General features: G+C 48.8%; 6 tRNA genes and 8 rRNA genes. All 14 read right to left on the reverse strand.

Going from position 1 to position 15,740, the window contains the following annotated elements:
• Positions 1-799 precede the first annotated feature (799 nt).
• Positions 800-876 (reverse strand) — tRNA-Asp (locus AC3CKG_RS15540).
• A 67-nt stretch (positions 877-943) separates the two neighbouring features.
• Positions 944-1,059: ribosomal RNA gene (gene rrf / locus AC3CKG_RS15545) — 5S ribosomal RNA — on the reverse strand.
• A gap of 102 nt (positions 1,060-1,161) precedes the next feature.
• A 23S ribosomal RNA gene (locus AC3CKG_RS15550) occupies positions 1,162-4,055 on the reverse strand.
• A gap of 367 nt (positions 4,056-4,422) precedes the next feature.
• Positions 4,423-4,498 (reverse strand) — tRNA-Val (locus tag AC3CKG_RS15555).
• Positions 4,499-4,530: 32 nt separating this feature from the next.
• Positions 4,531-4,606: transfer RNA gene (locus AC3CKG_RS15560), tRNA-Lys, on the reverse strand.
• Positions 4,607-4,608: 2 nt separating this feature from the next.
• Positions 4,609-4,684, reverse strand: a tRNA-Glu gene (locus AC3CKG_RS15565).
• Between the two features lie 91 nt (positions 4,685-4,775).
• A 16S ribosomal RNA gene (locus AC3CKG_RS15570) occupies positions 4,776-6,330 on the reverse strand.
• 392 nt (positions 6,331-6,722) lie between these two features.
• Positions 6,723-6,838, reverse strand: a 5S ribosomal RNA gene (rrf, locus tag AC3CKG_RS15575).
• Between the two features lie 91 nt (positions 6,839-6,929).
• A 23S ribosomal RNA gene (locus AC3CKG_RS15580) occupies positions 6,930-9,822 on the reverse strand.
• A gap of 298 nt (positions 9,823-10,120) precedes the next feature.
• Positions 10,121-10,196, reverse strand: a tRNA-Ala gene (locus tag AC3CKG_RS15585).
• A 21-nt stretch (positions 10,197-10,217) separates the two neighbouring features.
• Positions 10,218-10,294: transfer RNA gene (locus AC3CKG_RS15590), tRNA-Ile, on the reverse strand.
• Positions 10,295-10,360: 66 nt separating this feature from the next.
• Positions 10,361-11,915, reverse strand: a 16S ribosomal RNA gene (locus AC3CKG_RS15595).
• 390 nt (positions 11,916-12,305) lie between these two features.
• Positions 12,306-12,421, reverse strand: a 5S ribosomal RNA gene (gene rrf, locus AC3CKG_RS15600).
• 102 nt (positions 12,422-12,523) lie between these two features.
• Positions 12,524-15,416: ribosomal RNA gene (locus AC3CKG_RS15605) — 23S ribosomal RNA — on the reverse strand.
• Together the 16S, 23S and 5S rRNA genes with 6 tRNA genes alongside form the textbook arrangement of a ribosomal RNA operon.
• Positions 15,417-15,740: the final 324 nt, after the last annotated feature.

Below are 15,740 nucleotides of genomic sequence, written 5' to 3' on the forward strand. Positions count from 1 at the left end.
CCTATATCGCTTCTGAAGTTACCCATCCAAAATCTACTAATACCTACTCACAAGATAACTCTTGGCAATTCTCTGATGAGATATTCAAAAAGCATACATAGGAGTGGAATAACGAGATATGAGTCGTATGTGAGAACCAGAGAAGCTTGATACATCAGATTAGTTACAGTTGCCACCTTATAGAACGAGGCACCAGCTACTTATATTTAGCCAGGGTTCAGTTTAAGTTTCCTCACAGAGAATATAAGTACCGAGATTACAACTTCAAATCAGAGTTCAAGTAATATACCTACCGCCAGATACCAAACCTACCACCCTAGCAATATTCACTAATAGGCCAAGAGACAGCTAGCAGGCTAGTTGGATCTCGAATCGCAGTCTACCTTACAAAACAACAAACCTTACTATTCCTCACTAGGCTTCTTGCCAATTGTACCCCTAGTGCTCCGAAGAAGTTTATTTCCCAAGACTAAACCTAACCGACATAGCAAAACCTAAAAGTGTAAAAAAGCTCTACGATTTCTAACCAGGCTTTCTAACCTATGGTTGATTCGATTCGAGAATTACCGGCCATGAGCAACCTTTATGGGGGGTTGTAGTAACTAAGAGCTAAAACTCACATCTCAGAAACGACGAAAGCCTAGTCGTCAGACTAGGCTTTCTAATATGTGCCGGAATAGCGTGAAGTGTAGGGTCTCGATGCCTTATGCCTTTTCAGCACTCATACAATCTACAAGCAAAACTCTTTTCTTCAAATGTAAAAAAGCCCTGCTATTTCTAGCAGGGCTTCTCTAATAAGTGGCGGAGTGGACGGGACTCGAACCCGCGACCCCCGGCGTGACAGGCCGGTATTCTAACCAACTGAACTACCACTCCGCAGTGGTCAACTCACTAAGTGAGCGTCCATATCTCCAGGTCGGTCAACCTAAAGATTTAATTTAAAGCCTGGCGATGTCCTACTCTCACATGGGGAAACCCCACACTACCATCGGCGCTATTGTGTTTCACTTCTGAGTTCGGCATGGAATCAGGTGGGTCCACAATGCTATGGTCGCCAAGCAAATTTTAAAATTCGGAAAACTGATTTAAAAGTTATATCTCTTCAAACTCATTCAAGCGTTTGGTATTTCTATTGAGTCCACAAAACCCCTTGGGTGTTGTATGGTTAAGCCTCACGGGCAATTAGTACAGGTTAGCTCAATGCCTCGCAGCACTTACACACCCTGCCTATCAACGTCGTAGTCTACGACAACCCTTTAGGACGCTTATAGCGCCAGGGAAAACTCATCTCAAGGCTCGCTTCCCGCTTAGATGCTTTCAGCGGTTATCGATTCCGAACTTAGCTACCGGGCAATGCCATTGGCATGACAACCCGAACACCAGAGGTTCGTCCACTCCGGTCCTCTCGTACTAGGAGCAGCCCCTTTCAATTTTCCAACGCCCACGGCAGATAGGGACCGAACTGTCTCACGACGTTCTAAACCCAGCTCGCGTACCACTTTAAATGGCGAACAGCCATACCCTTGGGACCGACTTCAGCCCCAGGATGTGATGAGCCGACATCGAGGTGCCAAACACCGCCGTCGATATGAACTCTTGGGCGGTATCAGCCTGTTATCCCCGGAGTACCTTTTATCCGTTGAGCGATAGCCCTTCCATTCAGAACCACCGGATCACTATGACCTGCTTTCGCACCTGCTCGAATTGTCATTCTCGCAGTCAAGCGGGCTTATGCCATTGCACTAACCACACGATGTCCAACCGTGTTTAGCCCACCTTCGTGCTCCTCCGTTACTCTTTGGGAGGAGACCGCCCCAGTCAAACTACCCACCAGGCACTGTCCGTAATCCCGATTCAGGGACCGACGTTAGAACATCAAAACTACAAGGGTGGTATTTCAAGGACGACTCCACCACATCTAGCGACGCGGTTTCAAAGTCTCCCACCTATCCTACACATGTAGGTTCAATGTTCAGTGCCAAGCTGTAGTAAAGGTTCACGGGGTCTTTCCGTCTAGCCGCGGGTACACTGCATCTTCACAGCGATTTCAATTTCACTGAGTCTCGGGTGGAGACAGCGTGGCCATCATTACGCCATTCGTGCAGGTCGGAACTTACCCGACAAGGAATTTCGCTACCTTAGGACCGTTATAGTTACGGCCGCCGTTTACCGGGGCTTCGATCAAGAGCTTCGACCGAAGTCTAACCCCATCAATTAACCTTCCGGCACCGGGCAGGCGTCACACCGTATACGTCATCTTACGATTTTGCACAGTGCTGTGTTTTTAATAAACAGTTGCAGCCACCTGGTATCTGCGACTCTCGTCTGCTCCATCCGCAAGGGACTTCACTGATAAGAGCGTACCTTCTCCCGAAGTTACGGTACCATTTTGCCTAGTTCCTTCACCCGAGTTCTCTCAAGCGCCTTGGTATTCTCTACCCGACCACCTGTGTCGGTTTGGGGTACGATTCCTTACAATCTGAAGCTTAGAGGCTTTTCCTGGAAGCATGGCATCAATGACTTCACTACCGTAGTAGCTCGACATCGTATCTCAGCGTTAATGAAAGTCCGGATTTACCTAAACTTTCCGCCTACGTACTTGAACCTGGACAACCGTCGCCAGGCCCACCTAGCCTTCTCCGTCCCCCCATCGCAATTGTAAGAAGTACGGGAATATTAACCCGTTTCCCATCGACTACGCCTTTCGGCCTCGCCTTAGGAGTCGACTTACCCTGCCCCGATTAACGTTGGACAGGAACCCTTGGTCTTCCGGCGAGGGAGTTTTTCACTCCCTTTATCGTTACTCATGTCAGCATTCGCACTTCTGATACCTCCAGCAGCCCTTACAGACCACCTTCAACGGCTTACAGAACGCTCCCCTACCCCACATACCCTAAGGTACGTAGCCGCAGCTTCGGTGTATAGCTTAGCCCCGTTACATCTTCCGCGCAGGCCGACTCGACCAGTGAGCTATTACGCTTTCTTTAAATGATGGCTGCTTCTAAGCCAACATCCTGGCTGTCTGAGCCTTCCCACATCGTTTCCCACTTAGCTATACTTTGGGACCTTAGCTGGCGGTCTGGGTTGTTTCCCTCTCCACGACGGACGTTAGCACCCGCCGTGTGTCTCCCGGATAGTACTTACTGGTATTCGGAGTTTGCAAAGGGTTGGTAAGTCGGGATGACCCCCTAGCCTTAACAGTGCTCTACCCCCAGTAGTATTCGTCCGAGGCGCTACCTAAATAGCTTTCGGGGAGAACCAGCTATCTCCAGGTTTGATTGGCCTTTCACCCCTAGCCACAAGTCATCCGCTAATTTTTCAACATTAGTCGGTTCGGTCCTCCAGTTGATGTTACTCAACCTTCAACCTGCCCATGGCTAGATCACCTGGTTTCGGGTCTAATCCTAGCAACTGTACGCCCAGTTAAGACTCGGTTTCCCTACGGCTCCCCTAAACGGTTAACCTTGCTACTAAAATTAAGTCGCTGACCCATTATACAAAAGGTACGCAGTCACACCACGAAGGTGCTCCTACTGCTTGTACGTACACGGTTTCAGGTTCTATTTCACTCCCCTCACAGGGGTTCTTTTCGCCTTTCCCTCACGGTACTGGTTCACTATCGGTCAGTCAGTAGTATTTAGCCTTGGAGGATGGTCCCCCCATATTCAGACAGGATATCACGTGTCCCGCCCTACTCGATTTCACTGATTATGATGTGTCGGTTACGGGGCTATCACCCTTTATTGCGAGACTTTCCAGACTCTTCACCTGCATCATTAAAAGCTTAAGGGCTAATCCAATTTCGCTCGCCGCTACTTTCGGAATCTCGGTTGATTTCTCTTCCTCGGGGTACTTAGATGTTTCAGTTCCCCCGGTTTGCCTCCTGTTGCTATGTATTCACAGCAGGATACGTGCTTGTGCACGTGGGTTTCCCCATTCAGAAATCCCAGACTCAAAAGGTTATTACTACCTAATCTGGGCTTATCGCAAGTTATTACGTCTTTCATCGCCTCTGACTGCCAAGGCATCCACCGTGTACGCTTAGTCACTTAACCATACAACCCGAAAGGGTCTTAGTGTATGGCAACTAACCAAGGTTTTTGGTTGTCATCAAGAAGGGTTAATTCTTGATAACTGTTTGCCGGACTCAATTGTGAATCAAACTAACGTTTGATTCGAATACAAGACACTTGAATGTGTTTGTTGTGTTTACCAATAAAGGTAAACATTGAGAACTTTTAAATTTGATTGAATTACTCGTAAGTAATCAATCAGTCAGCTTTCCAAATTGTTAAAGAGCATGAGACTTTAAGAACCAGTGTTCTAAAATTCACATTTTCTAAAGACTCTCAGGGTCAAATGCACCAACCAACGACAAAAGAAGTGGTTTGGATATGACTATAACCAAGAATATTTAGAGAATGGTGGGCGATACCGGGCTCGAACCAGTGACCCCCTGCTTGTAAGGCAGGTGCTCTCCCAACTGAGCTAATCGCCCACGATAGTTTTAATTCCTTCGCGGAGAAAGAATGGTGGGTCGTGCAGGATTCGAACCTGCGACCAATTGATTAAAAGTCAACTGCTCTACCAACTGAGCTAACGACCCAATGGTATCCCGTAGGGGAGTCGAACCCCTGTTACCGCCGTGAAAGGGCGGTGTCCTAGGCCTCTAGACGAACGGGACACTGGATATTGAAGAACTTGGGAGTTCTTCGTCTCTTTACTTTTCTAAACCTAATCAATCTGTGTGGACACTCATCGTAAGTATCTTCGTATAAGGAGGTGATCCAGCCCCAGGTTCCCCTAGGGCTACCTTGTTACGACTTCACCCCAGTCATGAACCACAAAGTGGTGAGCGTCCTCCCCGAAAGGTTAAACTACCCACTTCTTTTGCAGCCCACTCCCATGGTGTGACGGGCGGTGTGTACAAGGCCCGGGAACGTATTCACCGTGACATTCTGATTCACGATTACTAGCGATTCCGACTTCATGGAGTCGAGTTGCAGACTCCAATCCGGACTACGACGCACTTTTTGGGATTCGCTCACTATCGCTAGCTTGCTGCCCTCTGTATGCGCCATTGTAGCACGTGTGTAGCCCTACTCGTAAGGGCCATGATGACTTGACGTCGTCCCCACCTTCCTCCGGTTTATCACCGGCAGTCTCCCTGGAGTTCCCGACATTACTCGCTGGCAAACAAGGATAAGGGTTGCGCTCGTTGCGGGACTTAACCCAACATTTCACAACACGAGCTGACGACAGCCATGCAGCACCTGTCTCAGAGTTCCCGAAGGCACACCTGCGTCTCCGCTGGCTTCTCTGGATGTCAAGAGTAGGTAAGGTTCTTCGCGTTGCATCGAATTAAACCACATGCTCCACCGCTTGTGCGGGCCCCCGTCAATTCATTTGAGTTTTAATCTTGCGACCGTACTCCCCAGGCGGTCTACTTAACGCGTTAGCTCCGAAAGCCACGGCTCAAGGCCACAACCTCCAAGTAGACATCGTTTACGGCGTGGACTACCAGGGTATCTAATCCTGTTTGCTCCCCACGCTTTCGCATCTGAGTGTCAGTGTCTGTCCAGGGGGCCGCCTTCGCCACTGGTATTCCTTCAGATCTCTACGCATTTCACCGCTACACCTGAAATTCTACCCCCCTCTACAGCACTCTAGTTCACCAGTTTCAAATGCAGTTCCGAGGTTGAGCCCCGGGCTTTCACATCTGACTTAATGAACCACCTGCATGCGCTTTACGCCCAGTAATTCCGATTAACGCTCGCACCCTCCGTATTACCGCGGCTGCTGGCACGGAGTTAGCCGGTGCTTCTTCTGTTGCTAACGTCAAGATGTGCAGCTATTAACTACACACCCTTCCTCACAACTGAAAGTACTTTACAACCCGAAGGCCTTCTTCATACACGCGGCATGGCTGCATCAGGCTTTCGCCCATTGTGCAATATTCCCCACTGCTGCCTCCCGTAGGAGTCTGGACCGTGTCTCAGTTCCAGTGTGGCTGATCATCCTCTCAGACCAGCTAGGGATCGTCGCCTTGGTGAGCCATTACCTCACCAACTAGCTAATCCCACCTAGGCATATCTTGACGCGAGAGGCCCGAAGGTCCCCCTCTTTGGCCCGTAGGCATTATGCGGTATTAGCCATCGTTTCCAATGGTTATCCCCCACATCAAGGCAATTTCCTAGGCATTACTCACCCGTCCGCCGCTCGACGCCCAACAAATCCTCCGAAGATTCAATGCTGTCGTTTCCGCTCGACTTGCATGTGTTAGGCCTGCCGCCAGCGTTCAATCTGAGCCATGATCAAACTCTTCAATTTAAGATTTTGTGACTCAACGAATACTGACTTCAAAACTATTCTTTATAAATAAAGAGTGTAATTTTAAAGCTATTACCATTCCAACAGAATGGTAATGAATTGACTGTGCCGAATAACTACAAGTAGTTAAACGTATTGGTCACTCAGTTCATTGAAATCATTTTGTTACCGAAGTAACTGTCATTACCTAAGTAATAACGTTTTGATATTCATCAACGAGTGCCCACACAGATTGATAGGTTTAAATTGTTAAAGAGCTTTGCTTTCAGTGCCTTAGCACGTAAGCAGGACGCGTATAATACGCTTTCCACTTTGAAAGTCAACATAAAACACTAAGAAAACTTAGAACTCTATGGTGACTTGTCTATTAAATAGACAAAGTCGAAATTAAAGCCTGGCGATGTCCTACTCTCACATGGGGAAACCCCACACTACCATCGGCGCTATTGTGTTTCACTTCTGAGTTCGGCATGGAATCAGGTGGGTCCACAATGCTATGGTCGCCAAGCAAATTTTAAAATTCGGAAAACTGATTTAAAAGTCTCTTTCAAACTCATTCAAGGTCTGTCTTTGAGTCCACAAAACCCCTTGGGTGTTGTATGGTTAAGCCTCACGGGCAATTAGTACAGGTTAGCTCAATGCCTCGCAGCACTTACACACCCTGCCTATCAACGTCGTAGTCTACGACAACCCTTTAGGACACTTATAGTGCCAGGGAAAACTCATCTCAAGGCTCGCTTCCCGCTTAGATGCTTTCAGCGGTTATCGATTCCGAACTTAGCTACCGGGCAATGCCATTGGCATGACAACCCGAACACCAGAGGTTCGTCCACTCCGGTCCTCTCGTACTAGGAGCAGCCCCTTTCAATTTTCCAACGCCCACGGCAGATAGGGACCGAACTGTCTCACGACGTTCTAAACCCAGCTCGCGTACCACTTTAAATGGCGAACAGCCATACCCTTGGGACCGACTTCAGCCCCAGGATGTGATGAGCCGACATCGAGGTGCCAAACACCGCCGTCGATATGAACTCTTGGGCGGTATCAGCCTGTTATCCCCGGAGTACCTTTTATCCGTTGAGCGATGGCCCTTCCATTCAGAACCACCGGATCACTATGACCTGCTTTCGCACCTGCTCGAATTGTCATTCTCGCAGTCAAGCGGGCTTATGCCATTGCACTAACCACACGATGTCCAACCGTGTTTAGCCCACCTTCGTGCTCCTCCGTTACTCTTTGGGAGGAGACCGCCCCAGTCAAACTACCCACCAGGCACTGTCCGTAATCCCGATTCAGGGACCGACGTTAGAACATCAAAACTACAAGGGTGGTATTTCAAGGACGACTCCACCACATCTAGCGACGCGGTTTCAAAGTCTCCCACCTATCCTACACATGTAGGTTCAATGTTCAGTGCCAAGCTGTAGTAAAGGTTCACGGGGTCTTTCCGTCTAGCCGCGGGTACACTGCATCTTCACAGCGATTTCAATTTCACTGAGTCTCGGGTGGAGACAGCGTGGCCATCATTACGCCATTCGTGCAGGTCGGAACTTACCCGACAAGGAATTTCGCTACCTTAGGACCGTTATAGTTACGGCCGCCGTTTACCGGGGCTTCGATCAAGAGCTTCGACCGAAGTCTAACCCCATCAATTAACCTTCCGGCACCGGGCAGGCGTCACACCGTATACGTCATCTTACGATTTTGCACAGTGCTGTGTTTTTAATAAACAGTTGCAGCCACCTGGTATCTGCGACTCTCGTCTGCTCCATCCGCAAGGGACTTCACTGATAAGAGCGTACCTTCTCCCGAAGTTACGGTACCATTTTGCCTAGTTCCTTCACCCGAGTTCTCTCAAGCGCCTTGGTATTCTCTACCCGACCACCTGTGTCGGTTTGGGGTACGATTCCTTACAATCTGAAGCTTAGAGGCTTTTCCTGGAAGCATGGCATCAATGACTTCACTACCGTAGTAGCTCGACATCGTATCTCAGCGTTAAGAAAGTCCGGATTTACCTAAACTTTCCGCCTACATACTTGAACCTGGACAACCGTCGCCAGGCCCACCTAGCCTTCTCCGTCCCCCCATCGCAATTGTAAGAAGTACGGGAATATTAACCCGTTTCCCATCGACTACGCCTTTCGGCCTCGCCTTAGGAGTCGACTTACCCTGCCCCGATTAACGTTGGACAGGAACCCTTGGTCTTCCGGCGAGGGAGTTTTTCACTCCCTTTATCGTTACTCATGTCAGCATTCGCACTTCTGATACCTCCAGCAGCCCTTACAGACCACCTTCAACGGCTTACAGAACGCTCCCCTACCCCACATACCCTAAGGTACGTAGCCGCAGCTTCGGTGTATAGCTTAGCCCCGTTACATCTTCCGCGCAGGCCGACTCGACCAGTGAGCTATTACGCTTTCTTTAAATGATGGCTGCTTCTAAGCCAACATCCTGGCTGTCTGAGCCTTCCCACATCGTTTCCCACTTAGCTATACTTTGGGACCTTAGCTGGCGGTCTGGGTTGTTTCCCTCTCCACGACGGACGTTAGCACCCGCCGTGTGTCTCCCGGATAGTACTTACTGGTATTCGGAGTTTGCAAAGGGTTGGTAAGTCGGGATGACCCCCTAGCCTTAACAGTGCTCTACCCCCAGTAGTATTCGTCCGAGGCGCTACCTAAATAGCTTTCGGGGAGAACCAGCTATCTCCAGGTTTGATTGGCCTTTCACCCCTAGCCACAAGTCATCCGCTAATTTTTCAACATTAGTCGGTTCGGTCCTCCAGTTGATGTTACTCAACCTTCAACCTGCCCATGGCTAGATCACCTGGTTTCGGGTCTAATCCTAGCAACTGTACGCCCAGTTAAGACTCGGTTTCCCTACGGCTCCCCTAAACGGTTAACCTTGCTACTAAAATTAAGTCGCTGACCCATTATACAAAAGGTACGCAGTCACACCACGAAGGTGCTCCTACTGCTTGTACGTACACGGTTTCAGGTTCTATTTCACTCCCCTCACAGGGGTTCTTTTCGCCTTTCCCTCACGGTACTGGTTCACTATCGGTCAGTCAGTAGTATTTAGCCTTGGAGGATGGTCCCCCCATATTCAGACAGGATATCACGTGTCCCGCCCTACTCGATTTCACTGATTATGATGTGTCGGTTACGGGGCTATCACCCTTTATTGCGAGACTTTCCAGACTCTTCACCTGCATCATTAAAAGCTTAAGGGCTAATCCAATTTCGCTCGCCGCTACTTTCGGAATCTCGGTTGATTTCTCTTCCTCGGGGTACTTAGATGTTTCAGTTCCCCCGGTTTGCCTCCTGTTGCTATGTATTCACAACAGGATACGTGCTTATGCACGTGGGTTTCCCCATTCAGAAATCCCAGACTCAAAAGGTTATTACTACCTAATCTGGGCTTATCGCAAGTTATTACGTCTTTCATCGCCTCTGACTGCCAAGGCATCCACCGTGTACGCTTAGTCACTTAACCATACAACCCGAAAGGGTCTTAGTGTATGGCAACTAACCAAGGTTTTTGGTTGTCATCAAGAAGGGTTAATTCTTGATAACTGTTTGCCGGACTCAATTGTGAATCAATGTAAACATTGATTCGAATACAAGACACTTGAATGTGTTTGTTGTGTTTATCAATAAAGATAAACATTGAGAACTTTTAAATTTGATTGAATTACTCGTAAGTAATCAATCAGTCAGCTTTCCAAATTGTTAAAGAGCTTGATTTCTTTCGAAACCATTTTTAAAGATTCTTAAGGAAAAACCCTTAAAGATGGTGGAGCTATGCGGGATCGAACCGCAGACCTCCTGCGTGCAAGGCAGGCGCTCTCCCAGCTGAGCTATAGCCCCATCTAGGTATCTAGTCGATATTGGTGGGTCTGAGTGGACTCGAACCACCGACCTCCCGCTTATCAGGCGAGCGCTCTAACCAGCTGAGCTACAGACCCAATATCGTCTCTTTTACTTTCTAAACCTAATCAATCTGTGTGGACACTCATCGTGGTATCTTCGTATAAGGAGGTGATCCAGCCCCAGGTTCCCCTAGGGCTACCTTGTTACGACTTCACCCCAGTCATGAACCACAAAGTGGTGAGCGTCCTCCCCGAAAGGTTAAACTACCCACTTCTTTTGCAGCCCACTCCCATGGTGTGACGGGCGGTGTGTACAAGGCCCGGGAACGTATTCACCGTGACATTCTGATTCACGATTACTAGCGATTCCGACTTCATGGAGTCGAGTTGCAGACTCCAATCCGGACTACGACGCACTTTTTGGGATTCGCTCACTATCGCTAGCTTGCTGCCCTCTGTATGCGCCATTGTAGCACGTGTGTAGCCCTACTCGTAAGGGCCATGATGACTTGACGTCGTCCCCACCTTCCTCCGGTTTATCACCGGCAGTCTCCCTGGAGTTCCCGACATTACTCGCTGGCAAACAAGGATAAGGGTTGCGCTCGTTGCGGGACTTAACCCAACATTTCACAACACGAGCTGACGACAGCCATGCAGCACCTGTCTCAGAGCTCCCGAAGGCACACCTGCGTCTCCGCTGGCTTCTCTGGATGTCAAGAGTAGGTAAGGTTCTTCGCGTTGCATCGAATTAAACCACATGCTCCACCGCTTGTGCGGGCCCCCGTCAATTCATTTGAGTTTTAATCTTGCGACCGTACTCCCCAGGCGGTCTACTTAACGCGTTAGCTCCGAAAGCCACGGCTCAAGGCCACAACCTCCAAGTAGACATCGTTTACGGCGTGGACTACCAGGGTATCTAATCCTGTTTGCTCCCCACGCTTTCGCATCTGAGTGTCAGTGTCTGTCCAGGGGGCCGCCTTCGCCACTGGTATTCCTTCAGATCTCTACGCATTTCACCGCTACACCTGAAATTCTACCCCCCTCTACAGCACTCTAGTTCACCAGTTTCAAATGCAGTTCCGAGGTTGAGCCCCGGGCTTTCACATCTGACTTAATGAACCACCTGCATGCGCTTTACGCCCAGTAATTCCGATTAACGCTCGCACCCTCCGTATTACCGCGGCTGCTGGCACGGAGTTAGCCGGTGCTTCTTCTGTTGCTAACGTCAAGATGTGCAGCTATTAACTACACACCCTTCCTCACAACTGAAAGTACTTTACAACCCGAAGGCCTTCTTCATACACGCGGCATGGCTGCATCAGGCTTTCGCCCATTGTGCAATATTCCCCACTGCTGCCTCCCGTAGGAGTCTGGACCGTGTCTCAGTTCCAGTGTGGCTGATCATCCTCTCAGACCAGCTAGGGATCGTCGCCTTGGTGAGCCATTACCTCACCAACTAGCTAATCCCACCTAGGCATATCTTGACGCGAGAGGTCCGAAGATCCCCCTCTTTGGCCCGTAGGCATTATGCGGTATTAGCCATCGTTTCCAATGGTTATCCCCCACATCAAGGCAATTTCCTAGGCATTACTCACCCGTCCGCCGCTCGACGCCCATTAAATCCTCCGAAGAATCAATAATGTCGTTTCCGCTCGACTTGCATGTGTTAGGCCTGCCGCCAGCGTTCAATCTGAGCCATGATCAAACTCTTCAATTTAAGATTTTGTGACTCAACGAATACTGACTTCAAAACTACTATGTAATTTTAAAGCTATTACCATTCCAACAGAATGGTAATGAATTGACTGTGCCGAATAACTACAAGTAGTTAAACGTATTGGTCACTCAGTTCATTGAAATCATTGTGTTACCGAAGTAACTGTCATTACGCCCTTTCGAAAAAGAACCAATAACGTTTTGATATTCATCAACGAGTGCCCACACAGATTGATAGGTTTAAATTGTTAAAGAGCTTTGCTTTCAGTGCCTTAGCACGTAAGCAGGACGCGTATAATACGCTTTCCACTTTGAAAGTCAACATAAAACACTAAGAAAACTTAGAACTCTATGGTGACTTGTCTATTAAATAGACAAAGTCGAAATTAAAGCCTGGCGATGTCCTACTCTCACATGGGGAAACCCCACACTACCATCGGCGCTATTGTGTTTCACTTCTGAGTTCGGCATGGAATCAGGTGGGTCCACAATGCTATGGTCGCCAAGCAAATTTTAAAATTCGGAAAACTGATTTAAAAGTTATATCTCTTCAAACTCATTCAAGCGTTTGGTATTTCTATTGAGTCCACAAAACCCCTTGGGTGTTGTATGGTTAAGCCTCACGGGCAATTAGTACAGGTTAGCTCAATGCCTCGCAGCACTTACACACCCTGCCTATCAACGTCGTAGTCTACGACAACCCTTTAGGACGCTTATAGCGCCAGGGAAAACTCATCTCAAGGCTCGCTTCCCGCTTAGATGCTTTCAGCGGTTATCGATTCCGAACTTAGCTACCGGGCAATGCCATTGGCATGACAACCCGAACACCAGAGGTTCGTCCACTCCGGTCCTCTCGTACTAGGAGCAGCCCCTTTCAATTTTCCAACGCCCACGGCAGATAGGGACCGAACTGTCTCACGACGTTCTAAACCCAGCTCGCGTACCACTTTAAATGGCGAACAGCCATACCCTTGGGACCGACTTCAGCCCCAGGATGTGATGAGCCGACATCGAGGTGCCAAACACCGCCGTCGATATGAACTCTTGGGCGGTATCAGCCTGTTATCCCCGGAGTACCTTTTATCCGTTGAGCGATGGCCCTTCCATTCAGAACCACCGGATCACTATGACCTGCTTTCGCACCTGCTCGAATTGTCATTCTCGCAGTCAAGCGGGCTTATGCCATTGCACTAACCACACGATGTCCAACCGTGTTTAGCCCACCTTCGTGCTCCTCCGTTACTCTTTGGGAGGAGACCGCCCCAGTCAAACTACCCACCAGGCACTGTCCGTAATCCCGATTCAGGGACCGACGTTAGAACATCAAAACTACAAGGGTGGTATTTCAAGGACGACTCCACCACATCTAGCGACGCGGTTTCAAAGTCTCCCACCTATCCTACACATGTAGGTTCAATGTTCAGTGCCAAGCTGTAGTAAAGGTTCACGGGGTCTTTCCGTCTAGCCGCGGGTACACTGCATCTTCACAGCGATTTCAATTTCACTGAGTCTCGGGTGGAGACAGCGTGGCCATCATTACGCCATTCGTGCAGGTCGGAACTTACCCGACAAGGAATTTCGCTACCTTAGGACCGTTATAGTTACGGCCGCCGTTTACCGGGGCTTCGATCAAGAGCTTCGACCGAAGTCTAACCCCATCAATTAACCTTCCGGCACCGGGCAGGCGTCACACCGTATACGTCATCTTACGATTTTGCACAGTGCTGTGTTTTTAATAAACAGTTGCAGCCACCTGGTATCTGCGACTCTCGTCTGCTCCATCCGCAAGGGACTTCACTGATAAGAGCGTACCTTCTCCCGAAGTTACGGTACCATTTTGCCTAGTTCCTTCACCCGAGTTCTCTCAAGCGCCTTGGTATTCTCTACCCGACCACCTGTGTCGGTTTGGGGTACGATTCCTTACAATCTGAAGCTTAGAGGCTTTTCCTGGAAGCATGGCATCAATGACTTCACTACCGTAGTAGCTCGACATCGTATCTCAGCGTTAATGAAAGTCCGGATTTACCTAAACTTTCCGCCTACGTACTTGAACCTGGACAACCGTCGCCAGGCCCACCTAGCCTTCTCCGTCCCCCCATCGCAATTGTAAGAAGTACGGGAATATTAACCCGTTTCCCATCGACTACGCCTTTCGGCCTCGCCTTAGGAGTCGACTTACCCTGCCCCGATTAACGTTGGACAGGAACCCTTGGTCTTCCGGCGAGGGAGTTTTTCACTCCCTTTATCGTTACTCATGTCAGCATTCGCACTTCTGATACCTCCAGCAGCCCTTACAGACCACCTTCAACGGCTTACAGAACGCTCCCCTACCCCACATACCCTAAGGTACGTAGCCGCAGCTTCGGTGTATAGCTTAGCCCCGTTACATCTTCCGCGCAGGCCGACTCGACCAGTGAGCTATTACGCTTTCTTTAAATGATGGCTGCTTCTAAGCCAACATCCTGGCTGTCTGAGCCTTCCCACATCGTTTCCCACTTAGCTATACTTTGGGACCTTAGCTGGCGGTCTGGGTTGTTTCCCTCTCCACGACGGACGTTAGCACCCGCCGTGTGTCTCCCGGATAGTACTTACTGGTATTCGGAGTTTGCAAAGGGTTGGTAAGTCGGGATGACCCCCTAGCCTTAACAGTGCTCTACCCCCAGTAGTATTCGTCCGAGGCGCTACCTAAATAGCTTTCGGGGAGAACCAGCTATCTCCAGGTTTGATTGGCCTTTCACCCCTAGCCACAAGTCATCCGCTAATTTTTCAACATTAGTCGGTTCGGTCCTCCAGTTGATGTTACTCAACCTTCAACCTGCCCATGGCTAGATCACCTGGTTTCGGGTCTAATCCTAGCAACTGTACGCCCAGTTAAGACTCGGTTTCCCTACGGCTCCCCTAAACGGTTAACCTTGCTACTAAAATTAAGTCGCTGACCCATTATACAAAAGGTACGCAGTCACACCACGAAGGTGCTCCTACTGCTTGTACGTACACGGTTTCAGGTTCTATTTCACTCCCCTCACAGGGGTTCTTTTCGCCTTTCCCTCACGGTACTGGTTCACTATCGGTCAGTCAGTAGTATTTAGCCTTGGAGGATGGTCCCCCCATATTCAGACAGGATATCACGTGTCCCGCCCTACTCGATTTCACTGATTATGATGTGTCGGTTACGGGGCTATCACCCTTTATTGCGAGACTTTCCAGACTCTTCACCTGCATCATTAAAAGCTTAAGGGCTAATCCAATTTCGCTCGCCGCTACTTTCGGAATCTCGGTTGATTTCTCTTCCTCGGGGTACTTAGATGTTTCAGTTCCCCGGTTTGCCTCCTGTTGCTATGTATTCACAACAGGATACGTGCTTATGCACGTGGGTTTCCCCATTCAGAAATCCCAGACTCAAAAGGTTATTACTACCTAATCTGGGCTTATCGCAAGTTATTACGTCTTTCATCGCCTCTGACTGCCAAGGCATCCACCGTGTACGCTTAGTCACTTAACCATACAACCCGAAAGGGTCTTAGTGTATGGCAACTAACCAAGGTTTTTGGTTGTCATCAAGAAGGGTTAATTCTTGATAACTGTTTGCCGGACTCAATTGTGAATCAAACTAACGTTTGATTCGAATACAAGACACTTGAATGTGTTTGTTGTGTTTACCAATAAAGGTAAACATTGAGAACTTTTAAATTTGATTAACATGACTCGTAAGTCAGTTAATCAGTCAGCTTTCCAAATTGTTAAAGAGCATAAAGCAAAAAGCTTTAATCAATAACTTACGTTATTAATTAAAGCTCTGGCTTTAACTAAATCTAAACCATCAATC

This window comes from Vibrio sp. QJM3NY_15 (genome assembly GCF_057785995.1).